General features: G+C 67.1%; 20 protein-coding genes and 2 pseudogenes. 13 read left to right on the top strand and 9 right to left on the bottom strand.

Annotated elements, in window-relative coordinates; translation table 11 throughout:
• Positions 1-52: 52 nt before the first annotated feature.
• The 3 genes and pseudogenes from ACZ562_RS05470 to ACZ562_RS05460 all read left to right on the top strand — a co-directional run.
• Positions 53-469 carry an SRPBCC family protein gene (locus ACZ562_RS05470; protein ID WP_471174324.1) on the top strand — a complete coding sequence of 139 codons (417 nt, stop codon included), beginning with the start codon at positions 53-55 and terminating at the stop codon, positions 467-469.
• Complete coding sequence (locus tag ACZ562_RS05465) at positions 469-897, top strand: MarR family winged helix-turn-helix transcriptional regulator (protein WP_471174323.1); 429 nt, start codon at positions 469-471, stop codon at positions 895-897. The genes ACZ562_RS05470 and ACZ562_RS05465 overlap by 1 nt, the downstream gene beginning before the upstream one ends.
• Positions 898-1,221: 324 nt before the next feature.
• Positions 1,222-2,397: pseudogene (locus tag ACZ562_RS05460) on the top strand (acyltransferase family protein); the annotation flags it as partial.
• A 395-nt stretch (positions 2,398-2,792) separates the two neighbouring features.
• On the opposite strand, the gene ACZ562_RS05455 reads toward ACZ562_RS05460, so the two are convergent.
• Positions 2,793-4,169: a helix-turn-helix domain-containing protein gene (locus ACZ562_RS05455; protein WP_471174788.1), complete on the bottom strand. Its 1,377-nt coding sequence runs from the start codon at positions 4,167-4,169 to the stop codon at positions 2,793-2,795.
• Positions 4,170-4,384: 215 nt separating this feature from the next.
• On the opposite strand from ACZ562_RS05455, the gene ACZ562_RS05450 reads away from it, so the two are divergent.
• Positions 4,385-5,110 (top strand): DUF4232 domain-containing protein, encoded by a 726-nt coding sequence (locus tag ACZ562_RS05450; RefSeq protein ID WP_471174322.1) that lies wholly within the window; start codon positions 4,385-4,387, stop codon positions 5,108-5,110.
• Positions 5,111-5,198: 88 nt separating this feature from the next.
• On the opposite strand, the gene ACZ562_RS05445 is transcribed toward ACZ562_RS05450, so the two are convergent.
• The 3 genes from ACZ562_RS05445 to ACZ562_RS05435 are packed head-to-tail and all read right to left on the bottom strand — an operon-like array spanning position 5,199 to position 7,020.
• Positions 5,199-5,621 carry a PIN domain-containing protein gene (locus ACZ562_RS05445; protein ID WP_471174321.1) on the bottom strand — a complete coding sequence of 141 codons (423 nt, stop codon included), beginning with the start codon at positions 5,619-5,621 and terminating at the stop codon, positions 5,199-5,201.
• On the bottom strand, positions 5,618-5,743 hold the full coding sequence (locus ACZ562_RS05440) for a hypothetical protein (protein ID WP_471174320.1): 126 nt from the start codon (positions 5,741-5,743) through the stop codon (positions 5,618-5,620). The genes ACZ562_RS05445 and ACZ562_RS05440 overlap by 4 nt, the downstream gene beginning before the upstream one ends.
• 17 nt (positions 5,744-5,760) lie before the next feature.
• A complete protein-coding gene (locus ACZ562_RS05435; RefSeq protein ID WP_471174319.1) occupies positions 5,761-7,020 on the bottom strand; it encodes an MFS transporter in 1,260 nt (419 codons plus the stop codon).
• A 243-nt stretch (positions 7,021-7,263) separates the two neighbouring features.
• Between ACZ562_RS05435 and ACZ562_RS05430 the strand changes: the two genes are divergently transcribed.
• The 7 genes from ACZ562_RS05430 to ACZ562_RS05400 all read left to right on the top strand — a co-directional run bounded on the left by ACZ562_RS05430 (position 7,264) and on the right by ACZ562_RS05400 (position 14,202).
• Positions 7,264-8,301, top strand: a complete 1,038-nt coding sequence (locus tag ACZ562_RS05430) for an ABC transporter substrate-binding protein (RefSeq protein WP_471174318.1) — start codon at positions 7,264-7,266, stop codon at positions 8,299-8,301.
• Complete coding sequence (locus tag ACZ562_RS05425) at positions 8,291-9,424, top strand: FecCD family ABC transporter permease (RefSeq protein WP_471174317.1); 1,134 nt, start codon at positions 8,291-8,293, stop codon at positions 9,422-9,424. The genes ACZ562_RS05430 and ACZ562_RS05425 overlap by 11 nt, the downstream gene beginning before the upstream one ends.
• Positions 9,421-10,227: an ABC transporter ATP-binding protein gene (locus tag ACZ562_RS05420; protein WP_471174316.1), complete on the top strand. Its 807-nt coding sequence runs from the start codon at positions 9,421-9,423 to the stop codon at positions 10,225-10,227. The genes ACZ562_RS05425 and ACZ562_RS05420 overlap by 4 nt, the downstream gene beginning before the upstream one ends.
• The gene (locus ACZ562_RS05415; RefSeq protein ID WP_471174315.1) at positions 10,224-11,078 is read left to right on the top strand and encodes a Rossmann-like domain-containing protein; all 855 of its coding nucleotides are present in this window, start codon (positions 10,224-10,226) and stop codon (positions 11,076-11,078) included. Before ACZ562_RS05420 ends, ACZ562_RS05415 begins: the two co-directional genes overlap by 4 nt.
• On the top strand, positions 11,075-12,082 hold the full coding sequence (locus ACZ562_RS05410; protein WP_471174314.1) for a GHMP family kinase ATP-binding protein: 1,008 nt from the start codon (positions 11,075-11,077) through the stop codon (positions 12,080-12,082). The genes ACZ562_RS05415 and ACZ562_RS05410 overlap by 4 nt, the downstream gene beginning before the upstream one ends.
• Positions 12,040-13,062: a pyridoxal-phosphate dependent enzyme gene (locus ACZ562_RS05405; protein ID WP_471174313.1), complete on the top strand. Its 1,023-nt coding sequence runs from the start codon at positions 12,040-12,042 to the stop codon at positions 13,060-13,062. Before ACZ562_RS05410 ends, ACZ562_RS05405 begins: the two co-directional genes overlap by 43 nt.
• 921 nt (positions 13,063-13,983) lie before the next feature.
• On the top strand, positions 13,984-14,202 hold the full coding sequence (locus ACZ562_RS05400; RefSeq protein ID WP_471174312.1) for a hypothetical protein: 219 nt from the start codon (positions 13,984-13,986) through the stop codon (positions 14,200-14,202).
• 133 nt (positions 14,203-14,335) lie between these two features.
• Here ACZ562_RS05400 and ACZ562_RS05395 read toward each other — a convergent pair whose 3' ends face one another.
• Positions 14,336-14,569: a hypothetical protein gene (locus ACZ562_RS05395; RefSeq protein ID WP_471174311.1), complete on the bottom strand. Its 234-nt coding sequence runs from the start codon at positions 14,567-14,569 to the stop codon at positions 14,336-14,338.
• A 69-nt stretch (positions 14,570-14,638) separates the two neighbouring features.
• Entirely contained in the window at positions 14,639-15,067 is a 429-nt protein-coding gene (locus tag ACZ562_RS05390) for a hypothetical protein (protein WP_471174310.1), read from the bottom strand.
• 263 nt (positions 15,068-15,330) lie between these two features.
• On the opposite strand from ACZ562_RS05390, the pseudogene ACZ562_RS05385 reads away from it, so the two are divergent.
• Together ACZ562_RS05385 and ACZ562_RS05380 are read left to right on the top strand one after the other, a co-directional pair.
• Positions 15,331-15,597, top strand: a pseudogene (locus ACZ562_RS05385) (recombinase family protein); the annotation flags it as partial.
• A gap of 46 nt (positions 15,598-15,643) precedes the next feature.
• Positions 15,644-15,937 carry a hypothetical protein gene (locus tag ACZ562_RS05380; RefSeq protein WP_471174825.1) on the top strand — a complete coding sequence of 98 codons (294 nt, stop codon included), beginning with the start codon at positions 15,644-15,646 and terminating at the stop codon, positions 15,935-15,937.
• Here the strand turns inward: ACZ562_RS05380 and ACZ562_RS05375 are convergent.
• The 3 genes from ACZ562_RS05375 to ACZ562_RS05365 form a co-directional block, all read right to left on the bottom strand.
• A complete protein-coding gene (locus ACZ562_RS05375) occupies positions 15,860-16,372 on the bottom strand; it encodes an HNH endonuclease (RefSeq protein ID WP_471174309.1) in 513 nt (170 codons plus the stop codon). The genes ACZ562_RS05380 and ACZ562_RS05375 overlap by 78 nt on opposite strands.
• 1,507 nt (positions 16,373-17,879) lie before the next feature.
• A complete protein-coding gene (locus ACZ562_RS05370) occupies positions 17,880-19,769 on the bottom strand; it encodes a UvrD-helicase domain-containing protein (protein WP_471174308.1) in 1,890 nt (629 codons plus the stop codon).
• On the bottom strand, positions 19,766-21,943 hold the full coding sequence (locus ACZ562_RS05365; RefSeq protein ID WP_471174307.1) for an ATP-dependent nuclease: 2,178 nt from the start codon (positions 21,941-21,943) through the stop codon (positions 19,766-19,768). The genes ACZ562_RS05370 and ACZ562_RS05365 overlap by 4 nt, the downstream gene beginning before the upstream one ends.
• Between the last annotated feature and the right edge of the window lie 726 nt (positions 21,944-22,669).

Raw genomic sequence — 22,669 nt, 5'->3', positions numbered from 1 at the left:
TTTCGAAGAGACTTCTCGAAGAGGATCTTCACCTGACCGGGAGGCCCCACCAATGTGGACGTACGAGCACAGCATCGAGACCAGCGCCGCGCCCGAGGAGGTCTGGCGCCTGTGGGCTGACGTCGAGAACTGGGGAGTCTGGAACGCCGACATCGCGAGTATCCAGATCAACGGCCCGTTCGAGGCCGGTACGGAGATCGTGATGAACCCGGACGGGCAGGACCCGGTGCACCTCCTCGTCGCCGAGGTCAGCGTCAACGAACTGTTCGTGGACGAGGCCCGGTTCGACGGACTGCTCCTGCGCACCGTCCACCGGCTCGGCCAGGGCGAGCAACTGCGCACTCGGGTGACCTACCAGATGGAGATCACCGGCACCGGCGCCGACGAGCTCGGCCCGCAGATCGGTCCGGCCGTCACCGCGGACTGGCCGCAGACCATGGCCGCCCTGGTCAAGCTGGCCCAGGACTGATGGCCCTCAGCCCCGGCGACAGCCCCGGCTTCCTGCTCTGGCACGCCACCCTGCGCTGGCAGCGCGACATCGCCGCGGCCCTCGGCCCCCTGGACCTCACCCACGTCCAGTTCGTTCTGCTCGCCTGCACCTGGTGGCTGAACACACACGGCGAACAGCCCAACCAGCTGGCCCTCGCCCGCCAGGCCGGCACCGACGTCAAAATGACCTCGCAGGTCCTGCGCGCCCTGGAAGCCAAGGGTCTGATCGAGCGCGAGGTCGACCCCGCCGACACCCGGGCCAAACGACTGCGCGTCACCGGCGCCGGCGCCGAACTGGCCCCGCGCGCGATCACCGCCGTCGAGGAAGCCGACGCGCGCTTCTTCCAGCCGGTGGCACGCGACGACGCCGTGGCCCTGCTCAGCCGCCTGGCCAACCCCGAACCCTGAGGCCCCCGACACCGTCGGCCCGAATCCTCGGCCGACGGTGTTCGCGTGACACCGCCCGGCCTGCCCGACCCGCCCGACCCGAAGGGCGGTGAGGTCGATCGGGCCCGGCACCAGCGCGTACGGTGAGGAATGGATTGCTCACCCTGCGCACAGGGTTGCGTGGTGCAGTTGGGTGCTCGGGAGCGAAAGGGGTAAACCAGAGAGCGAAGAGCAAGTCGGGCGATGAGTATGGAACCCCCACTTCCCGTTTCCCCGCCGCTGGAGCGGCCGGCCTCCGCGCCGCCACGACCGCACCCGCCGGGGGCGCCGGCCGGTCCGTCGCGGTTGGGATGGCTGGACGCCTTGCGCGGCATCGCGGCCCTCGTCGTGGTGTTCGATCACGCGTCGTACACCTTCGCGGCGGAGTTCCGGCGGGAGCTGATACCGGAGTTCAACGCCGGCCGGTACGGCATCTTGGTGTTCTTCCTCGTGAGCGGCTACATCATTCCCGCGTCACTGGAGCGCCGGGGCTGCGTACGGACTTTCTGGATCGGACGGGTATTCCGTATGTACCCGATGTGGGCGGCTGTCGTCATTCCGGTCCTCGCCCTCAACCTGGTGGGCATCGCGGAGCTCCGCGATGACTTTGGCCGACAGAACGCTGCCGTGGTGGGAGTCGCCCATGTCACCTTGCTTCAAGAGCTGCTGGGGACGCCCAATCTCCTGCTGGTCCTGTGGACGCTCTCGTATGAGATGGCGTTCTATCTGCTGGTGGTTGCTCTTTTCACGGTCCGACTGCACAGGCGGTCCGCCGCCGTCGCCGTAACCCTGGCCGTGCTCGCCGCCGTGAGCGTGGCGGTGGGGGCCGTGCTGCCGGCCCGCGCACTCTCTGGCGCCGTGGGCACCGGCCCTCTGGTCATGCTCGCCTCGATGTCGATGCTGGTCGCCATCTGCTGTGCGAGCGCAAGGCCAGCCGCGGTAAGGGTGTTCGGGGGCGTGCTGGGCGGGTTGCTGGCACTCGTCCTGGTGGCTTTCAACGGCACGGTCCCCATGTGGGAGGGACTGGTGATCCTCGCCGTGATGTTCCTCGGCACCGCCGTCTACCGAGCCGAACACGGTCAGACGACTTGGCGGTGGGCGGCCTGCACGGCCGTCCTGGTGGTCGTCTGCGCCGTGGGCAGTGCGTACTGGTACGGCGACGGGGCGCACGCCACGCGGCGCGCCTGGATCTCGGCGTTCCTGCTGGCCGCGCTCACCTTCGGTGTCGGCCTGGCGGTACGCCGTCGGCGGATACCGCGCTGGCTGACCGGGCTGGGGACGATCAGTTATTCGATCTACCTGGTGCATCCGGTGCTGCTGGCGGTGATCCACGGCACGCTCGGCCGGTGGCGGCGGGACGATCTCGTGCTCGAGGCGGCGTTCTTCGTCGTGCTACTGCCGCTGTGCGTGTTGACCTACCGATGCATCGAAGCGCCGAGCCAGGCGTGGGGCCGGAAACTGGCCCGTCACCTTCAGCCGCCGTCACCAGCGCCTTTGTCAGGCGAGTGCCGAAAGTCTCCTTGGAGCAGGTCACAACGCCCCGAACCGATGAAGGTCCGCACGCTCTCGCCTGCCGCCGCGGCCACCGCGCGGTTTCCTTCTTCTGCCCTCAGCCCCTACCGCCCCGCCTGCGGGTTCGCCGCCCGCGATGACAGAGTGGCGGTCCCGCCTTGGGGCGCGCGCGCTCCACCGTGCGCGCGCCTTGAACCGGTGACTCGACTCGACTCGACCCACCCGGAACATGGAGCGGCGAACGAAGCGATCATGTCCGTAGGGCTCCTGGTCATGTCCCCGCTGTGCCGACTTCCGGCCGTGAGACGGCAGCGCCTGGCCGGTGACGGCGGCGATGCGCTCGAAGCCCCGTGCCTGCCGGGCACTCAACCGGGAATGTCGGGGTTCCACTCGTCCCGCCCCCACTCGGAGGAACCGAGCGGATAGGTGTACGCGGGCCGTCCCACGTTCCCGCTCGTGCGGAAGGGCTTGCCGTTGTCGTCGATGCGTACGGTGCCCTGCTGGTCACCGCTGGACCACTCCAGCTCCAGGTACCAACTCACGTTGTGCGCCCGCGCGTCCGCGAAGATGTAGAAGACCTCGGGATCGGACTCACTCACCTTGTACGGGAAGTCGCCTTGACCGGCCTCGGGGGAGATCGTGGGCCGTCCGGCATCGAGGTCCACCCCGAACGCCGTCGTCTCCACGCCGCCACCGCACCCGACGCCCATCGCGAAGTCGTTCCAGGCGAGCGGCGCGCTCTTCTCCACCACCCGCACATGCAGGTCATCCAGGACGACGGTGGCTTTCCCGGTGCCCTGCACGGTCAGCGCGAGCATCTGCTGCCCGCCGGCGACCCCGCCGAGCGCGTTGACCCACCCGCGCGCGTCCGGCTCAGTCGGCGGTGGCGGCACCTGCTCGGGTTTCCGGTCGATCAGGTAGTGCGGGCTGCACGGGTCCTCCCACTTGTACGGATTGACGTCGACTATGGGCGCGGTGGCCCCGTCCTCGACACCGCCGCCCCGGGCCGCCCCGGCCACACCGCTCCGTGAGGCGGAAACGGAGGCGGGAGCCGTGGGACCGCCGCTGCGCGAGGCGGACGGCGAGGCCGACCTGCCCTTCGCGTCGGCCGACTCGGAGACGCCGGGGCTTTCGTCGACGGAGTCGACGGACTGGGAGGCAGCGCTCACGGACCGCTTCCCGCCCTGGTCGTCTTCGCCCTCGCCGGGCACAAGATTCACCACGAGCGCGGCCGACACGAGGGCGGCGGCCACGGTGGCCCCGGCGAGAACGAAAGTACGCCGCCGCGCCACGGGAGCCTCCGTCAGGGGCCGCCGCTCGACCTCGGGAACGGCCTCGGCGACCGCTTCGGACTCTGCCGTCCCGGACTCTGCCGTCCCGGACTCTGCCGTCCCGGACTCTGCCGTCCCGGCCCCGGCCCCGGCCTCCGCTGCCCCGGTCCCGGCCTGCGCCGTTGTCCGCGCCCCCGGTTCTTCCCCGGCGGCGGCCCCGCCCGCCTTCTGCCCCCGACGGGCATCCGCGAGAACCCACCGCCGATGCAGTTCCACCAGTTCCTCGGGCGTCGCCTTGCACACCCGCGCGAACCGTTCCACGGGCGCGTAGTCCGTCGGTACGGCGTCCCCGTTGACGTATCGGTGAAGCGTGGACGCACTCGTGTGCAGCCGCTTCCCGAGCACCCCGTAACTGAGCCCGGACCGCTCCTTCAACCGGCCCAACAGCTCCGAGAACTCGTCCCCCGCCACCATTCCTCCCTCACCCCACGTCCCGGACCCCCGTTCCAGGGGGCGGTCATTCCCCCAGGTCAGAGGCGTCGCAGGCGTTCCAGCGTCCCGGATACGCCGGCAGTCGTGGCCGTCGGGACGGATCACCGCACAAGCTTGGGCCATCCAAGCACGCCGCTCCCGGCACCCGGTCGAGCGGCCCATGCCAACACCCGTACCGCATCAGGGGGATTCACATGTCCACACGCACCCACCGCAGCCGCACCCACCGCAGCCGCACGCTCGTCGCCGCCGCGCTCACGGCCGCCACGCTGACGTTGACCGCATGCAACAGCGGAGAGGGCGTCCACGACGAGGGGGCATCGTCAGGATCCGCGTCCACGTCGGCGCCCACGGCCTCCACCACGTCCTCTCCCAAGGCGAGCGGCGGAACCTCCACCGGGGCGGGACAGACCGACCTGGCGGGCGGGACCTCCGAGGGCTCGACAGGCGGCGCGGCCGGTTCGAGCGGCACAACGGGTTCCACGGGCTCCCAGAACTCGGCATCCGCCTCGGCCCCCTGCTCCGGCGGCTCCACCCGGACGACCGCCACCAAGATCTCCCGCCCCCTGAACCACCTTCTCCTCACCGTCACCAACACCGGCTCGAAGAACTGCGACCTCACCGGCTATCCGGCGGTCAAATTCGACGAGGCCCAGTCCGTCCCGCCGGCCTTCGAGGACTCCAAGCCGCAGGCGGTGGTCACGCTGGCCCCTGGCGAGTCGGGTTATGCGAGCGTCCTTCTCTCGGCCGCGGACGGCAGCGGCTCCAACGGCTACACGGCCAAGTCCCTCACGGTCTACTTCGACAAGGGCGCGAGCGTCGCCGCCCACCCGTCACTCCCCGCGAAGGGCCTGTACGTCGACGACTCGATCGGAGTCTCGTACTGGCAGTCGACCATGGCCGACGCCCTGGCCTGGTGATGCCCCGGCTCACTGACGCCACGCTTCGAAAGGCCAGGGCCACGGCCGCGACGAGGGCGCCCGACAGGCCTCCTGGCACGGCCCTTGCTCACTTGCCCGCTTCTGGGCCGTACCACTGGAGCGCCTGGCCGGTGACGGCGGCGATGCACTCGAAGTCCCGGTCACGATGGAGGAGAGTCAGCCCCTGCAACTCGGCTGTGGCGGCCACCACGAGGTCGACTCCCCCGGCGCTGCGGTGTTGTCCGCCCTGGGTGAGGGTCTCCTGGACCTGCCAGGCGCGGTCGTAGACGCGATCGTCGACCGGTACCCGGCCGAAGAGCAGGCACACGTCCTCAATGCCCTGTGAACGGTCGGCAGCGGAGCGCGCGCTGTAGAAGAATTCCAGCTCGGTGGTGGGGCAGGTGGCGATGAGCCCGGCTGCCGCCGCCTGGTCCCATCCGAACTGCTCGGCATCGCCGCGCAGGAGGCGGGCAAGCGCGCTGGTGTCGATCAGGAATTGCGCGGCGTTCACCGGCGGTAGTTCCCCTTGTCCTCGAAGAGGTCCAGGTCGAAGGCGCCCTCCTCCGCTGCTGCCCGCAGGGCTGGCAGCGCGGCACCTGGTCTCGACCCGTCCCCGAGGCCCCGGCCGGGCATGACCGGGGCCTCACTGTTCAGTTGGCTGCGCCAGGCGTACGTGCGAACTGACGGGCGGTGGGTACCAGAGCCGCGGCGGCCGGTACGAGGAAGCAGGCCAGGGCGCATACGGCGAGTACGGGAGTGACGCCGAAGGTGCCGATGGCCGGGGCGATGAGCGCCAGCCCGACCGGGGCGAGTCCGTAGGACATGAGGAAGTCCAGCGAGGAGACCCGGGCCAGCTTGTCCGGTGCGACCTCGCGCTGAGTAGCCGTGAACCAGGGCACGTTGAACAGCTCGATCCCGATCCCGGCGACGGCGTAGGCGGCGATCACCACGGTGGGGTGCATGGGCAGCATGAGGCTGAGCGGAGCGAAGCCGTACGCGGCGAGCCCGGCGAGCGCAGCCCAGCCCTGCGCGCGGGGGCGCCAGCGGGCGATGACCAGGGCTCCGCCGAGCGCGCCCACGGTGTAAGCGGTCATCGCCACGGCCAGTACCCATTCCGTGCCGTACCGGTCGCGGCTGATCAAGGGCAGGGCGACGCTGGTGGCGGAGTAGCCCAGCGCGATGACCGCGGTCAGCGCGGCGAGCCCGGCGACGAACCAGGGGTGGCGGCGGGCCTCGCCTATGCCTTCCAGGAATTCCGTACGGAACGAGGCTCGTCGGCCCGGCTCGACGGACACGGGCGCGCGCCCGGCGCCCCGGCCGGGTATGAGCGCGGCGACCAGCCAGAGCAGGCCGATTCCCAGCAGCAGGATCCAGATGTCGAGGAATGCCGCCAGCAGCGCGGTCAGCGCGGGCCCGGCCAGGGTCGAGGTCCTGACCGCCAGGGTTGTCGCGGCGTTGGCCTGCTGCCTGCGCTCGGGCTCGACGATCTCGGCGGTGAGCGCCTGGAAGGCGGGGCGGCAGGCGCCTTGGCCTGCGCCGGCCAAGGCAGCGGCAGCGGTCATCAGGAGAAGGGAGCGGCCCAGGCCGGCGGCGAGCAGCGGGGCCGCGATCGCGGCCGCCAGGGCCGACCACAGGACGACCGCCCGGCGCGAGTGGCGGTCGGCGAGCACTCCACCGACCGCGACGGCCCCGAGGAAGCCCGCGGTGCGTGTGGCGAGGACCAGGCCGAGACCGGCCGGGCTGAGGTCCCGGTGAAGCACCGCCAGGCCCAGGACGAAGGGCAGTGCCCAGGTCGCGAGCCCGGAGGCGGTGGTGCCCGACCACAGGCGCAGGAACGCGGTATCGAGCAGCACGGAACGTGCGGGCGGCGGTTGGGTCTTGGCGGCGGCGGGCGCGGGTGAAGTCGCCACGGTGTGGTGCTCCTCAATCGTGGGTGAGCGCGGCTCGACCCAAGGGCGGCGGCCTCAACGGCCGCCGCTGTCAGGGCTGTTGACGCGGAGTGTCGGCAGGTTCCGGGGCGCGGCGCCAAACATCGGCACCCCCGGGGTAGCTTAATGAAAATGAATACCATTACAGTACTCGAGTGCGGCACTCCTTCCCGGTGCACGACAACGCGCACGCCCACGCCCACGCCATCCCAGACCGGAGAACCCATGCGCCACCCCGCTCGCCTCGGCATCGCCCTGGTCGTCGTTCTCGCGACCGCGACCACGGGCTGCTCGACGGCCACCGGCGGCTCCTCCTCGGCCGACAAGCCCGCCCGCGAGGCAGCGGCCAAGCCGACGACCTTCACCAGCTGCGGACAGAAGCTGTCGTTCGACAAACCGCCCGAGCGGGCCGTCGCGCTGGACCAGACCTCGACCGAGACCCTGCTGGAGCTCGGCCTCCAGGAGAGGATGGCCGGGACGGCCAACCTGAAGACGAAGATCCCCCCGCAGTACCAGGCCGCCTACGCCAAGGTCCCCGTCCTCGCCCCCAAGATCGCCACCAGCGAGCAGGTACGCGCCGCCACCCCCGACTTCGTCGTGGCGGGTTCCACGGACCTGTTCACCAAGGACCGGGCCGGCACCCGCGAGGAACTGGGCACGCTCAAGGTCCCCACCTTCGTCAGCGCAGTGGACTGCCCGCAGCAGAACGCGAGCGGCGAGACCTCCTTCGAACTGCTCTTCTCCGACTACGAGAACCTGGGCAAGGTCTTCGGCGCCGAGAAGCGCGCGACCAAGCTCGCCCAGGAGCAGCGCGCCGTCGTAGTCAAGGCCGGGGAGACCGCGTCCAAGGTCGCCAAGGGGCAGGACCAGCCGACGGTCGTCTACCTCTACTCCGTCTTCAACGGCATGCCGTACGTGGCGGGCAAGAGCAGCCTGCCGAGCGAAATGAGCCGAATCGTCGGCGCGAAGAACGCTTTCGACGACGTGAACGAGGACTGGCCGGAGGTCTCCTGGGAGGAAGTCGCCGAGCGCAACCCCGACTTCATCGTGATCGGCGACCTCTCCGAGCGCGGCCTGCCCGGCGACAGCGCCGCCGAGAAGCGCGAAACGATGGCCAAGCACCCGGTGATCTCCAAGCTGGCGGCGGTGCGCGACAACAAGATCATCGAGGTCCCGGGCATCGAGTTGGACCCGTCCGTGCGCTCCGTGCACGCGCTCAGCCTGCTGGCGGTCGGCATGAAGGACCTCGGGTATGCCCGCTGACCCGGGCGCCTGTCCGGGACCGGTGGATCTGCTCCATCCTGCGGCCCGCCGGGCGGGGGTGACAGCGCCCGTCCTCGCGCTGCCGCCCTCCCCCGGACCCCGGGCGGGCCGGTCCGCGCCGGCCCGCGCGGGCCTGTTCCTCATCGCGGCTGCCGTGCTGGTCGCATCCGTGGCGGCGTCGGTACGGATCGGCACCACGGACGTGGGATGGACCGATCTCGCCAGGGTGCTCGGCACCCATCTCGGCCTGGGCGCCGAGCCGTTGCCGCCGCTGGCGGACTCTCTCATCTGGGATCTGCGGCTCCCGCGTGTGCTGATGGCGGCCCTGGTCGGCGCGTCACTCGCAGTGTGTGGAACGGTGCTGCAGGCGGTCACCCGCAACGCGCTCGCCGACCCCTACCTCCTCGGTGTCTCCTCGGGGGCGTCGACCGGCGCGGTCACGGTCGTCGTGCTCGGGGTGGGCGCGGGCACGCTCGGACTCACCGGTGGCGCCCTGATCGGCGCGCTGCTGTCCTTCGGCCTGCTCCTCGTGCTGCTGCGCCGGACCGGTCTGGACTCGGTCCGGATCGTCCTCACGGGCGTGGTCGTGGGTCAGCTCTTCACGGCGCTGACTTCACTGACCCTGATGGCCTCGGCGGACGCGGACACCACGCGTGCGGTCACCCACTGGCTGCTCGGCTCGATGGCCCCGGCGCGCTGGGAGGCCGTCGTGGTCTGCGCGATCGTCACGCCGGTCGGGCTGGCAGCTGCCTGGCTCTGCTCGAATGCCCTCGACGGGCTCGCGTTCGGTGCCGACACCGCCGCGTCCCTGGGGATCGGCGTGCGCCGGACCCGGCTGCTGGTGCTCGTGGTGACGGCCGTGCTGACCTCGGTCGCGGTGGCAACGGTCGGCGCCATCGGGTTCGTCGGGCTGATCGTCCCCCATGGGGTGCGTTTCCTCATCGGGCCGTTGCACCGGGTGCTCCTGCCCTACGCGGCGCTCGCGGGCGCGGTGTTCCTGGTGTGGACGGACGCGCTGGCGCGAGTCGCCTTTGCACCCCGGGAGGTGCCGGTCGGCGTGATCACCGCCCTGCTCGGCGTACCGCTCTTCCTCCTGGTCCTGCGCAAGAGGGGGGAACTGTGAGAATCACCGCCGAAGCACTGAGCTGGTCGGTGTCGGGCACGCCCGTCGTCCGCGACGTCAGTCTGGACATCGCGCCGGGCGAGACAGTGGGGCTGCTCGGCCCCAACGGCTCGGGCAAGTCCTCGCTGCTGCGCTGCCTGGCGGGGCTGCGGGTCCCGGACAAGGGCACCGTCCGGTACGACGGCGAACCGATACAGGACTGGGGCGCGCGCCGGATCGCGCGGCAGGTCGCCTTCGTCGAGCAGGACGCGGGCGCCGACAGCGATCTGCGGGTCACCGACGTCGTCGGTCTTGGCCGGACCCCCTTCCGGGACCGCTGGCGCGGCCCGACTTCAGCCGACCGGGCCGTCATCGTCGCCGCGCTGCACCGCGTCGGGCTCACCGCACTCGCCGGCCGGTCCTGGAAATCACTGTCGGGCGGCGAACGGCAGCGCGCCCATATCGCCCGCGCCCTTGCCCAGCAGCCGTACTGCCTGCTGTTGGACGAGCCGACCAACCACCTTGACGTGAAGCATCAGCTGGAACTCATGGAGCTGCTGACCGGTACCAGCCAGACGGTCCTGGTCGCACTGCACGACCTGTCCCTCGCCGCGCGCTACTGCGACCGGCTGCTGCTCATGCACCTCGGGCGCCTGGTCGCCTCCGGCGCCCCCGACGACGTACTCACCGCCGAGCGGCTCGCCGAGGTCTTCGAGGTCGACGCCGAGCTCGCCACCGACGCCCTGGGCAACCTCGCCGTCGCCTACCGCCGGCCCGTTCACGCCTCTCCCAGACAACTCACCCTGCAGCAAGGAACCTTGTGACAACGACGCCACACACCGCCAACACCGCAGCCGCTCGGACGGTCGACGCGCTGACAGCCGCCGTACTCGCGGGAGAGTACGGCCCGCGCCCCTGCGAACTCGTCGCCACCAGCGTCTTCTGGATCCACCACGGCACCCGGCTGGCCGGCGGCAACACCACCTACCTCAACCAATACGTACTCGTACGCCTCGGTGGTTCCTTCGGCGGCTGCGCCTTCGAAGCCGGCGATATCGCCCCGGTCATCTGCCGCGACTCCTCCGGCATCCCCCTCGACGTCCTGCTGCGTGAGGCGCCCCGCCCTCTGAGGATCGCCGCTCTCGATGCCTACCTTGCCGAGGCGCATCCGCACCGGGCCGCTGCGGATGCGGCGGAGGCCGAACCGGTCACTCTCCCGGCCGGTCCGCCGGAGGTCCGCGCGAAGGCCCGAGACGCAGCCATCGCCGGGCTGCTGGACATCGAGCAGGGCGCGAAGGTGGGTCTGATCGGCGTCGTCAACCCGTTGGTTGCGGCGATCCGGGAGCACGGCGGCGTACCTCTGCCCTGCGACTTCAATCTGCGGACCACCCAGTGGGGGGACCCGGTCACCGAAGACATGCACGAGGTTCTGGACCGGGCGGAGGCCATCGTCGCCACCGGAATGACCCTCAGCAACGGCTCGTTCGACACGATCCTCGACCGGTGCCGCGCCCGTGGCATCCCCCTGATCGTCTACGCCCAGACCGGCAGCGCCGTGGCCCGGGCTTTCCTCAGGGAGGGCGTGACCGCGCTGTGCGCGGAACCTTTTCCGTTCTCCCAGTTCAGCGCCGAACCGACGACACTGTTCCGCTACCGGACGGTGAGCGGCACGTGATCCCGGCCGCCCGCCAGGCCGTACTCGGTGCCGGTGCCCTCCTCACCGGCACCGGGTACGCGCCCTGCCACCACGGCGAGATTCTGCAGGGCGTCTTCCTCGACGACGCGGGACGCAGGTGCGCCGGCCTGGTCACCCTCCCGATGAGCGGGCTGGGCAGCCACGCCGAGTTCATACGCCATCCCGGCACCTCTCCTGAAGAGCTCTCGGTCTTCCCCGAAAACCGTACGAAGGCCCGTCGTGCGGCGGCCCTCGCCGTGGAGGCATGCGCTCTGCGGCGCGGGGAAGCGCCGTGCGGTGGGGGGCTGCGGCTCACGGGCGACATCCCGCTGGGCCTCGGCATGGGCAGCTCCACCAGCGACGTCATCGCCGTCGTGCGCGCCGTTGCGGACTCCTACGGCCTGCGGCTGCCGCCCGACACGATCGCCCGCCTGGCGGTGCGGGCCGAGCTGGCCTGCGACCCGTTGATGCTCGACGGCCGGCCGGTGCTCTTCGCCCAGCGTGAGGGACGCGTCCTGGAAGTCCTGGGCCCGGCCCTGCCGGCGCTCGTCGTGGTGGGCTGCGTCCTCGGCGGCGGCACGTCCGTGGACACCCTGTCGCTGCCCGTCCGGGGCCACGACGACGAGGACGTACATGCCTACGAACGGCTGAGGGCGCTCCTGCGGCGGGCCGTCGCCACAGGAGACGCCGCGCTCCTCGGCGAGGTCGCCACCGCCAGCGCATGGCGCGGACAAAAGCTCCTGCACCACGCGGAGTTCGACGCACTCACGGACATCGCCAAAGCCATGGGGGCTGTGGGCGTGCAGATCGCCCACAGCGGGGCGGTCGCCGGACTGCTCCTCGACCCCGCCGCCCCCGGCCTCGGACACCGCGTGGGGACCTGCGTACGCGCTCTGGAGAGCAACGGCATTCCCGCCACCCGGACCTTCACGACCTTTCCCCACGACCAAGGAGTTCCCGAATGGACCAGCACATCGCGGAATCAATCGGCAGGCCGGATCTGATACGCCTCGACGACCGGCTGATCTGCCTGCGCTTTGAGACCATGAAGGTCGTCTCCGCCCTGGCCGCCGTCCGCCACCTGCTCGACACCGGGACCGCCCGCCGCGGGGACACCCTGCTGGACAGCTCCAGCGGCATCTACGCCTACGCCCTCGCTCTGGCCTGCCACCGCTACGGCATGCGCTGCCACATCGTCGGCTCCACGACCGTCGACCACACCCTGCGCACCCAGCTCGCCGTACTCGGCGCGACGCTCGAACAGATGGAACCGTGCAGCGACCTCAAACTCGACCAGAAGCACCGGGTCGAACGCATCCGCGAGATCCTCGCCGAGCACCCCAACTACCACTGGATGCGCCAATACCACGACGACATCCACTACCTCGGCTACCGTTCCATCGCCCGCCGCATCCGCGAGGCGACCCGTGACGAGGACCTGACCGTCGTCGGCGGGGTGGGGTCCGGGGCCTCCACCGGGGCACTGGCCCGCTACCTGCGGGAAGACTCGCCCGGCGTCGAACTCGTCGGCGTACAGCCGTACGGAAGCATCACCTTCGGCAGCGAGCATGTCGCCGACCCGGAGATCATCATCGCCGGAATCGGCAGCTCCATCCCCTTCGCCAACGTCAGCCACGAGCTGTACGACACCATCCACTGGATCGCCTTCGACGCGGCCCTCGCCGGCAGCGTGGACCTGCTACGACGCCACGCGGTCTTCGCCGGACTGTCCACCGGCGCCGGCTACCTCGCCGCCCGCTGGGAACGCGACCACTCCCCCCGCCGCACCGTCATCTTCATCGCCGCCGACACCGGCCACCGCTACGTGGACACCGTCTACGCCCGCCACCGCGAAGCCGTCCCTCTCACGGACCTCACGCCCACCCCGGCGACCACGCACGCCGAACTCGCCCTCCCCTGGTCCCGGATGCAGTGGAACCGCTCACCGGCACCCGCGTCAGCCACGACGCATTCCCCGGCCTGAACCGCCCTCGAGGTGCCCACCGCATCGCTTCAGCGGCGTCTCTCCCGACCACCGGCGAGCACGGTCCGGTGTAGGACCGGTGCACTTCGAGGTCCCGATGCCTCCCTGAAGCAAGCAGCGGCGCCCGCAGCGCCGGCCTGAGGGCCGCTCGTCGTCGTGGGCTTCGGCTCGCCGGCGCGCGGCACGGCCGCACACTTGAAGGGGTTCGTCGTGCGGAAGGCGCGGGCCGCTGCCGGGGAAAGGCAGCGCGAGAAGGAGCCCGACCAGCCTTCTGGCACGAATCTGGCACGCGACGACTGATCACCACGCACAGCAAAAAGGCCCGGGTCTCTGACCTGGGCCTTCATCATGGAGCGGGTGACGAGAATCGAACTCGCGCTCTCAGCTTGGGAAGCGACGGCGCTTGGGGGTCCGGATAGCCTCTGACCTGGGCATACGTACTCCGAGGTGACGCCCGGGAGAGCACGATCGCACCGTAGTTGACCGTGGTTTACCGGTCTTATGGGCACGCTATGGGCACGGAGCCGGATTAGAGGCGTGGAGAGCTCCTCCTGGCGACTAACGGACCACCGAGCTCTGGGAGCGAGCACTGGCTGGAAGGGCGCGGTTGCGGGAGCACACGGAGCAGGGCTCAGCGGCGGCCGAACAATTCGGGACGGAGGTGGCTCGGAGTGGCCCCTGCAACGCGGGCCTGCTCGGGGTGGACACCGCCGAGGCGATAGAGCGGGCCGACCTCGGGGAGAGGGCCTGCGAGGAGGTGTCGGTCATCCGACGGGAGGGCACGACGGGAGGGCACGGTGCGCGCCCTGGACCGTTGAGGAACATCGGCGTCAGATCGTGCGTCTGTACGTTCCGCGACGAACTACCTCAGCAGCTGGCTAGGATCACAGTCCACACAGGCCCCTGGGGAGGGACAACCAGATGGAACTGGTACCCGGCGAGTACGAGTTCACCTGCTACGAACGCGACGGCGACGGGTCTGTGCAAGGCATTCGGGGCACCGACGACGATGAACCCGAGCTCGTCTGGGATAGGTGCGACGACTGCCGCGGCGAAGGAACCTTCATCTACGACGAGAAGGAGGCGGCAGAAGCCATCGAGGCTGGCCGCACACCGCTGCGTACGCCCTCCGCTACGTAGCGCCTGGCGTACGTCCTCAACCTCCGTACCTGGGTCACCCGACCCATCCAACCGGCCGCGTCCGCGCGGAACGACCGCCGCGGCGGTTCCGCTCGGTAACGGCCGGCGGAACGGATCGGAGTTGCCGAGCCTGTCACCCGTCAGTGAACAAGCCGAGCTGCGCGGCGACCGGCGCGGCCTGGTCCTCGGGCTCTAACAGCACCGGCTGTTCCCCGCCCAGCGGGGCCATCCGCATGGAGCCGGTACAGGAGACCAGCGGCCAGGCCGGTGCGCGCCATTCGGGGTCGTGGCGGGCGAGCTTGCCGTTCGGGATGGGTATGGGCCGCTGGCACACGGGACAGGTGTGGCGCGGGTACGTCACGATCATGACGCCAGGATGCCCGCCACAGCCGACAGCGGCCCAGAGTGTGGGGAGGGCGTCCTGCTGACGGCTCCTTTACGCGTTGAGCGTTGGCGGTGCCACCGGGGTGACGCGTAGCCCGGTGCCGTGCGCTGCGGACCGCAACACGTCCGACCAGTCCGTACCGCTCAACCAACGCAGGCCCATTAGCTGAGCGGTCCACTCTGCGAGGTCGGCCCAGGTACGCAGTCCCTCAGCCTCGATCGTGTAGGAACCGGCCCCGACATCCGGGTCACACGCCTTGTGGTGGGCCTGCCAGCGAACCCGCTTGGGGCCGTTGTACACGTCCATGAAGCTCCGAATCTTGCGGCCGGGGACAAGCTCGGTCCCGGTCTCCTCCTCCCAGGTACGGAATGCGGTCTCGTATCGGTTGATCTCTCCGTAGTCGATCCAGACGTACCCCTCCTCGTCGTCAACGGGGAGTTTGCAGGCATCGCAGATGATGCTGAGTTCGCGCGCGCTCATGGGGGTGATCCTCCCTCCCGGGCGGCACCGGCCGCAGGTAGTTGGGCTGAGACGGTCGTGAGGGCGGACGCCCGATTTTCCCCGCCGCCCGGCGAGTTTTAAACACGGTCCATATTGCGACGCTCGGCGGGCGGTGGCCCGGTGTCCGTTTCACCCGACCTTCCGCTGTCGCAAAGCCCCACCTGCGGGGTGGACCTGGCTCCGCCTGCCGCACGAACTCCGGCGAGGTAGCGCCGAAGTACCACACCCCGCGATTCGGCAAAGTGCCATTCCCTGCCCGCTCCCTGGAGGTCCGCACCCCCAGCGACCGCCGACCGGGCACGCTGTGGACACCCGGGTTGCCTGAGGCCGCTCCCGCCGTCCCGGCCAGCCTGGACCTGGAGCCCATCCGGATCGGCTACGCACGCTGCTGCACCGTCTCCCAGGGGCTACAGGGGCAGTTGGACGAGCTGGCGAAGGCCAAGTGTCACAAGATGTTCTCCGAGAAGATCAGCACCCGCGTGAAGGACCGTCCCAAGCTGGCCGCCGCCCTGGAGCTGGCAGGAGGCCGCGCCAGAACAGCCGGTGATCCTCACCGTGACCGAGATGAAGCGGCTGGGCCGCGACGCCGACGGACCGACCACCCTGGCCCGCACCCTCCAGGAACACGCCGCCAGTTTGGGAAGGCTGAGTGGCCCCCTGCCCGGCATCTACGACCTCAACGGCACCGGTTCCATCCTGTTCGCGTTCGGAGATCACCGGTCTCAGCCGTCGAGGTGTCTCGCAGGAGAGGCTTCCGAAGGGCCCGATTCCTTAGCTGCTAAGGAATCGGGTGGCCACGGCAGGGTGGATGAATTCGTCTGGGCCGATTCCAATCGAGTCCTTGCTTGACTTGCGCCAGTTGCAGCCCTGGTGAGCCAGCTGCACGTTGCTCAGGATGTCGGCTCCGCCAGCGGCGATGGGCACTACATGGTCGATGGCGGCAGACAGCGGGTCTGGCCACTGTGCTGTCTGGTCCACCGGGAAGGAGCAGAGCCGGCACCGCCAACGATCGCGTTCGAATACGTCGAGTCGCTCGTATCGCTCGCGGCCATTGCCTCGGATCCTGGCCCGACGACGATTCGCCGCGTCTGCTTGCTGGCGGCGACGGAGGTCCGGATCTTCGGCCCAGCGTCTGCGACGCGCTTCGTTTTTCCATGCCGGGAGACAGGCATCACAGCGAACCGCCGAGAGCTGCTTGGCCGTGATGTCCGCTTCGCAGTCGCGGCAGAGGCGTGTCCCTACGTGCTTCGGATAGGGCTTCGAGTGGCGCCCGAAGTACTCCATGCACGCTTGACTGCACCACTTGCGGCGGGGGCCGCTGAATGGCTGTCCAAATGACCGGCCGCAGCCTGCCGCGCAGAAGGTGATCTCATTAGCTGCGGCATCCCGTGCACAGCTGCGGCACCCGATGTGGCGCCGTCCGCCTGTGATGTCGGAGACCTTGACGGTCGTGCCGGTGCCGCAATCCAGGCACTCGACAGCCACTGCGAGCGTGGCTCGGACGTATGGCTCATTGAGAACCAGACGGAGACCTGCCAAGGCTTTGAGAGCTTCGGACTTGGGGAGAGCGCGATCCCGCCCCGCCCGGAGGCGTCGGAAGCAGTGGATGCAGGAACCGCCTCGGATTGCATTGCTTAACAGCACAGCTGACATCTCGCCGCAGCTCAGGCAGGCGACCTTCACGGGCTGGTTGCTGCCCTGGAAAGCCTCCAGCGGTCGGTAGCCGCTGTTCGCAAACACTTCCGAGGCGCAATGAGCACACCAGCCGGGCCGCCCAGCCGCCGTGTATCTGATGCCACACTGAGTGCACTTGGGCCCCAAGGCGTCGCCGTACAGCTTCTGCAGGCGTCGGTGCCGAGGGCAAAATCCGAAAGCGGCTGCCGCCTTCGGACAGTCCGCAACAGCGCATCCACGCAACTGCCGAGGAACTGCTTGGTGCAGCGGGTCTCCGTGCTTGTGCCAGCGCGCGTAATGACTACGGCAGTACCCACGCGCGACGACCAGGCCGCCGCAGCCTTCGAGAGTGCACTGCTTGAAGTCGCCGGTCGAGAGTCGCTCCTGCCGCTTGAGTTCGGCGCGCTCTCCACCTGCCCGCTGGGCACACTGCTTGGAGCAGAACCTTTGCCACGGCATGGCCTGCGGAGTGAACATCTGTTGGCAGTGTGCACATGCCTTGGCGAGGCTGGCGAGGCTGGCGAGCTTGCGCTGAGTCTGGGCCCGGCGGGTCTCATTGCCTAGTTCACGGCGTCGCTCCGTAGCGCACTCCTCGGAGCAGGTTGTGCAGGCACGGTGCCGGGTGGAGGGGATTGGGCCTGCACACACCACGCAGACGAAGTGTTTCTGTGGTGGGCGGCGGGTACCCCTTTTGTTCGCAACGCCCTGTCGCTCGCGGCACTCCACCCCGCAGTACTTGGCCTGGGGAGCCCGGCCTGGCGGGATGTTGCCGCCACACCATGCGCAGGTTGATGCCATCCTCTGGTTCTCCATCCGGCTGCTGCACGGCCAGGTTGCCATGAGCGTCGCACGAGGCACTGACATTCAGACGATGAACCGGTCAGCGTCGGTGGATCCGCCAGGCTGGCACGGTGGGGCATGGATCGCCGTGGAAGACCTGGCTGGTGTGCCGGCGTGGTGGCGGCGGCGACAGGGCACGCGCCCGGCTCGGGCCGACAAGCGGACGGCCAGCGTGCGTGCGTGCCCCGCCTCTGGTCCACTGCCTCAGCCTTCTGGTGCGCTTGAGCCAGTCCACGGCCAGTGATCGTAACAACGGGCTGCCAATCACGTAGGTGCGTCAAAACAAAGCAAGGTCGGCCTTGGTGAGAACCTTCCCCTCACCCGTGATCCCGGATTGCTCGATGGCCAACTTGGCCGCAGCCGGGTCGCCCGCAAAAAGAACAACAACGAGTGAATCCACTGCGCGTGACACGCACACGTAGAGAAGCCGCCGCGTGCGTTCCAAGACTGATTCCTTCCCGACGGCCAAGTTCTGTATGTCGGTGTCCGAAAGCGCCTTGATCCCGAACAGCTTCTCGTAGGAGTAGAGGCCGTAGTTTCCTTCTTCGTCATCCAGCACCACGATGACCTTGGAAAACTCGGCACCCTTGGTCCCGTGCTGTGTGGAGTAAGGCGACTGTTGCCCGATGTATTTGAAGTAGGCGGGAACTTCGTCTACGTGGCAGGCCATGAAGGCATCCAGAGCCTCCACTGCCTCCGATGAGAGCACGATGTCTGCGTGCTCACCCTCTGGCTCCAGGTATGCGGAGAGCCGCGGGTCTGTAGCAACGAGACCTGCTTTGACAGCCAGCCTCAAGACAGTGCCCACAGAGCCCGGCCCGCCAGCTTCTACGGTCTTTCGGAGGCGTCCTACGGCCTCGCGCGCAAGCGTCATCCTCGTCCGGATGTCTGGGCCCGGCATGTCCATATTCAGCACCGTTCCGTTCTGACGGAGAAGGGTCATAACGGACGCGGAGTCAACAGTGTCAGCTGCACAGAGAGGAAGAATCACGTCTTCAAACGGCCGGAGCGGCCAGGCGTTGCCTTCGTCAAATGCCTCCTTCAAGCTCTTCGAGCCACTGTCATGGAATGCAGCGTAGAGCTGCTCGAAACCCATACGCCTGGCCACCATGCGGTGCACGATCATGAGGATCTTCGCGCCCGCTCCGTCATCGGTCGGTTTCGCAGCCCAACTACCTGCGTTGCTGTTCTGCTCCAGCCAGGCTCTTACGTGCTCCAGGTGCTCACTTCGCCGGTCATCAGCGGGCAGAACAAAGAAGAAGAACTCACCCTCCACTCGCCTTTCTGCCGGGCGACCGGGCATCTGGACCAAACCATCAGCCTTGGAGCGCACCTGATTGATCACTTCAAGCACCTTATTTGAACTGCGGAAGTTTTCGCGCTTCTCAATCTGGTCCCAGCCTGCTCCCGTGGAAATCGAGCCCACGCCGCGCTGGTAGATCTGCTGCATGGGGTCACCGAAGAAGCCCAGGCAGACTGCGCCTTGCGCCTTGGTGCTGACATGCTTGAGCGCCTCGACGACGTTTGGGAAAGTGTCCTGGCTCTCGTCAACGAAGATGTACGGGTACTTGCTGGCAACGATCCGCGCAAGGAGATTGCTGTTGAGAATCAGCTCGGGAACCATCGTGACGATGTCTTCATGGCCCAATAACCCCCTTGCATAGTCACTTCCGGTTCCATACGAATAACGCTCAACCCCGTTGAGCTGTTCCAGCTGGGTTTGGAGCTTCTCAAGGTCGGAAGTATCTTTTTCGATGGTCGTCTTCCGAGTCCGCGACGAGTAATTTTCCTGCTTCGCTCTGAGCTCCTGTATCTTTTTCTCTAGGCGGTGTCGGACCCACTTCTTAATATCCCTTTGGAAGGGTTTGGCTAGGGTCCACAGGAAGCTATGGATGGTAGCCACTACAACAAGCGGGCTATTGCCCACGTCCGCGTGGATCTCTTTGGCTGCTACCTCGGTATAGGTGATGCAGGCTACATTCTGCGTCCGGGACCTTAAGCGGGCACCGTGCTTAGTCACCACATGGTCAAGTGCTTTCACCAATGACGTCGTCTTGCCTGAGCCGGCGCCAGCCACCATGACAAAGCATCTGAGGTGATTTTCGTCCAGGAGACTGCGCAGCTCGATATCGGCGGGAGTATCTGGCGCAGAGATGCGCGAGCTCATTCGTCCACTCCAGTCTCTGGCGAGGGTACGGGCATGGCAGACGGCCCGGGTGGTAGCAACCGGTCTCGGAGCCAGCCCAACCCGTCGAGGATGTACTGGGGAGGCTTCCACGTATTGTCCCGCTCGGCGATGAGGCCCAGCGCGAACCTGGTCTTATCGAGGTTGCGTACGCGCGTGAAGATCGCGTCATGCAGTTCTTTAAGTGTCAGTCGGTCCGATGCCGGAATGGAGAGGCCGATGGCCTTTCGCGACTGCTCCTGAGTCCAAACCAGGTTTTCGAGAGCAAAAGCTTCCTCAAGTGTCCGTCCGGCGATCTCAGCCTCGTCTCCCTTCCATGAAGCGGGGCGACGGGTCTGGTAGGCGATCCGGATGTTACCGTCGCGATTATCAACATCCTTGACGATCTTTTCGTTGTCCGGAAGGACGAGCAATTCGTTGATTGAGGTGAGTTTCGGGAACCAGTGCTTCAGTGCCTCGTTGGAGGTGACAGCGGCGGGTTCAGTTGTTCTGCATGCCTTTCCTTTCTCGTCATCTTCTTTTTCCGTATCCCTGCCCTGGGGCGGTTTAACGCTATCCAGATCGGTGATGACGAGTGTTGTGATTTCTAGGAAGTCGAGCAGCTCTTCGAACTTATGGGCGAACGCGCCGCCGACTTCGAGGATCGTCAGGTGGCATTTCTGCAAGTCAGGCATATTGCGCTCGATGATGAGCGGCAGCAGTAGGCGCTCGACGTTCCCCTCAACCAGGACGGCAGCGTCGGCAAAGAAGAGGTCGCAGTGGGTGAGCTTGAGGTACTGCTGGAGGAAATCGCGCGTCGCTGCTTCTTCCTTGCGGTAGAAGAGCGAGAGGTTCTTGACGTCACTGCAATGTAGTGAGCCGGCCCCCTTGTCGCGGCAGAAGTATCGGATCGGTTGAAAGCTCCGTTCATACAAGATGTGCGACGAGTGCGTGGTAACGACTAGCTGCGTATGGAATCCTGGCTTGGCGTCTGGTAGCAATTCGAATACCTTGCGAATGAATACCTGCTGGAGCTGGGCATGCAGATGGGCTTCTGGCTCCTCAATCATGATGAGGTGTACAGGTGGGCGCTGGCCTTCCACGTCCTCCCAGGCATGGTGGAAGTCCAGGATCTCAACGGCCATGTAGATGAGGTTCTTGAAGCCGAGACCGTTGTACTGGTCAGGCAGGATCGGTGATGATTCTGCGAACGGCCCGCCGTTGATCGAGGGAAGCGCGTAGTGAACGCGGGCACTCGTGCTCAGGACGTTCTGCACGTTGAACGAGGCCCTGACCATCAGACTGGGGTTGGTAGCCCCTGGGTAGCCCAAGTGCTCAATGCTCTTGAGGATTGACTCGAAGGCTTGAGCGAAGTGCTCGTTGAGAGCAGATTCGGAGTCAGCGATTGCGCTCAGAGCATCTAGGTCGGCTTCAAATTTTTGCAGATTGCGCTGGTAGTACCTGCTTAGCCTTCGGGATAGGTCTTCGGCGCGACCGTGTGACTCTGCATCTGTGAGATGCCGCTGCGCATTGAGGAAGTCGACTTTGATGAGCGCGCTGACTATTGTGCTGGCGCCAGAAGAATTCGATCCCAGATGGAACGGCTCATACCCGGGGTTGGGGATCAACTCGGCGTCACACTGTCGGGCGTCGAGAACGTAGTAGTTGGTCTCGTATTCAGTCGTCAGTCGCTTTCTCAAGTAGTCAGTGAGGTTCTGAGGCCACGGCTTGTATGTGGCGTCAGATTTCTCCTCGGGGAGCTTCCCGTCTTTGCGCGCGCTCTGGTAGTTCGCTACTAATGAGGATGGGTTCCTCGGCTCGTAGACCATCCGCACGCCCACGGGTTCCCCACCCCAGTCAAGTCCTGGTAGTAGGTCGAGTACGCGGTGAACATTGTCGTCGTCAACCTCAAACCAGAGATCGAAGTAGATCTTGGGTAGGTCCGTCTCCGCATTGCTTGTGGCGGGATCGAAGCAATTGAATTTGTCCCAGCAGTCGACGGTGAAGTCGTAGATCTGGAATCGGACCTTGGGGTCCAGGAAGCGCTGGAAGACATGAGTCGCTGAGGTCTTACCGCTGTTGTTCGCCCCGACGAAAATCGTTGTCTCTTTGTCGAGGTCTACTCGAACATTCTTAAGGCGTCGGAAATTCTGAACTCGAAACGACTTAATGTGCACAGGACCCTCTGTGTTTTCATGTGGTTAGGGTGCGTCTTGCGGTACGCACCCTTTTGTTGATCGCAGTGGCCTCATCGAGCTGATTTGGAAGGGCCCATCAGGGGCCTGACGCCTGCGTTAGCAATGCCCGTCGGCATGCAATGACGGATTCCTACGCGGCTCGTCGGGGGCCCCGCCACGCGGATCGCCAACTGCCGCTCACGATGGTCGATCGCGTGTTCGATAAACTCGTCTAGCATCTTCCTCGCCAGTGGCGCGGTCCTTCTACGTTAGCTTCGTGATCTTCTTGCCGACGGGGCAATCAGGCTATCTGATTGCTGGTCAGTGTGACTGCCGATTCGCGGGGTTCAGCATTAAAGCGCGGTGGCATGGTTGCGCAGTGGTCTCCAGTTGGTGGTGCGACGCTGAATAGCGATCTTCTGGTTGGTTGGCTGGGTGAGCTGACCGAGTCCCGCAGCAACGGCGGGGAGTCCCGGGGCTGAGCGGCCAGCAGCAGTTTTGATCGACGTTTGGGATCTTCACCCGCTCCACCTTGACCCTGGTAGCGCTTCTTGGTTTACACATCGGAGTCGCGGGAGGGCTCGCGTGTGTGGTGGATAACCTCCGTGAGGATCAGAGGAGTTGGGCGAGCGTCGAGTGTCAGTGGGCGCCTGTAACGTCGTGTCAATGCCTGGATTGGGCAGCTCCCGTTTCTGTCTGGCTCACCTGGGGTGATCTTTTTGACGC

Source organism: Streptomyces sp. NPDC040410, assembly GCF_055595715.1.
Note: the sequence above shows the minus strand (reverse complement) of the source record. Positions and strands in the feature narration are given on the sequence as shown.

Excerpts from the sequence above, each read along its gene's own strand:
- ACZ562_RS05400 (WP_471174312.1), top strand. The coding sequence starts at position 13,984 with ATGGAACTGGTACCCGGCGAGTACGAGTTCACCTGCTACGAACGCGAC.
- ACZ562_RS05370 (WP_471174308.1), bottom strand. The coding sequence starts at position 19,769 with ATGAGCTCGCGCATCTCTGCGCCAGATACTCCCGCCGATATCGAGCTG.
- ACZ562_RS05465 (WP_471174323.1), top strand. The coding sequence starts at position 469 with ATGGCCCTCAGCCCCGGCGACAGCCCCGGCTTCCTGCTCTGGCACGCC.
- ACZ562_RS05470 (WP_471174324.1), top strand. The coding sequence starts at position 53 with ATGTGGACGTACGAGCACAGCATCGAGACCAGCGCCGCGCCCGAGGAG.
- ACZ562_RS05375 (WP_471174309.1), bottom strand. The coding sequence starts at position 16,372 with ATGGAGTACTTCGGGCGCCACTCGAAGCCCTATCCGAAGCACGTAGGG.
- ACZ562_RS05405 (WP_471174313.1), top strand. The coding sequence starts at position 12,040 with ATGGACCAGCACATCGCGGAATCAATCGGCAGGCCGGATCTGATACGC.
- ACZ562_RS05390 (WP_471174310.1), bottom strand. The coding sequence starts at position 15,067 with ATGAGCGCGCGCGAACTCAGCATCATCTGCGATGCCTGCAAACTCCCC.
- ACZ562_RS05430 (WP_471174318.1), top strand. The coding sequence starts at position 7,264 with ATGCGCCACCCCGCTCGCCTCGGCATCGCCCTGGTCGTCGTTCTCGCG.
- ACZ562_RS05440 (WP_471174320.1), bottom strand. The coding sequence starts at position 5,743 with ATGCCCGGCCGGGGCCTCGGGGACGGGTCGAGACCAGGTGCCGCGCTG.
- ACZ562_RS05425 (WP_471174317.1), top strand. The coding sequence starts at position 8,291 with ATGCCCGCTGACCCGGGCGCCTGTCCGGGACCGGTGGATCTGCTCCAT.
- ACZ562_RS05450 (WP_471174322.1), top strand. The coding sequence starts at position 4,385 with ATGTCCACACGCACCCACCGCAGCCGCACCCACCGCAGCCGCACGCTC.
- ACZ562_RS05395 (WP_471174311.1), bottom strand. The coding sequence starts at position 14,569 with ATGATCGTGACGTACCCGCGCCACACCTGTCCCGTGTGCCAGCGGCCC.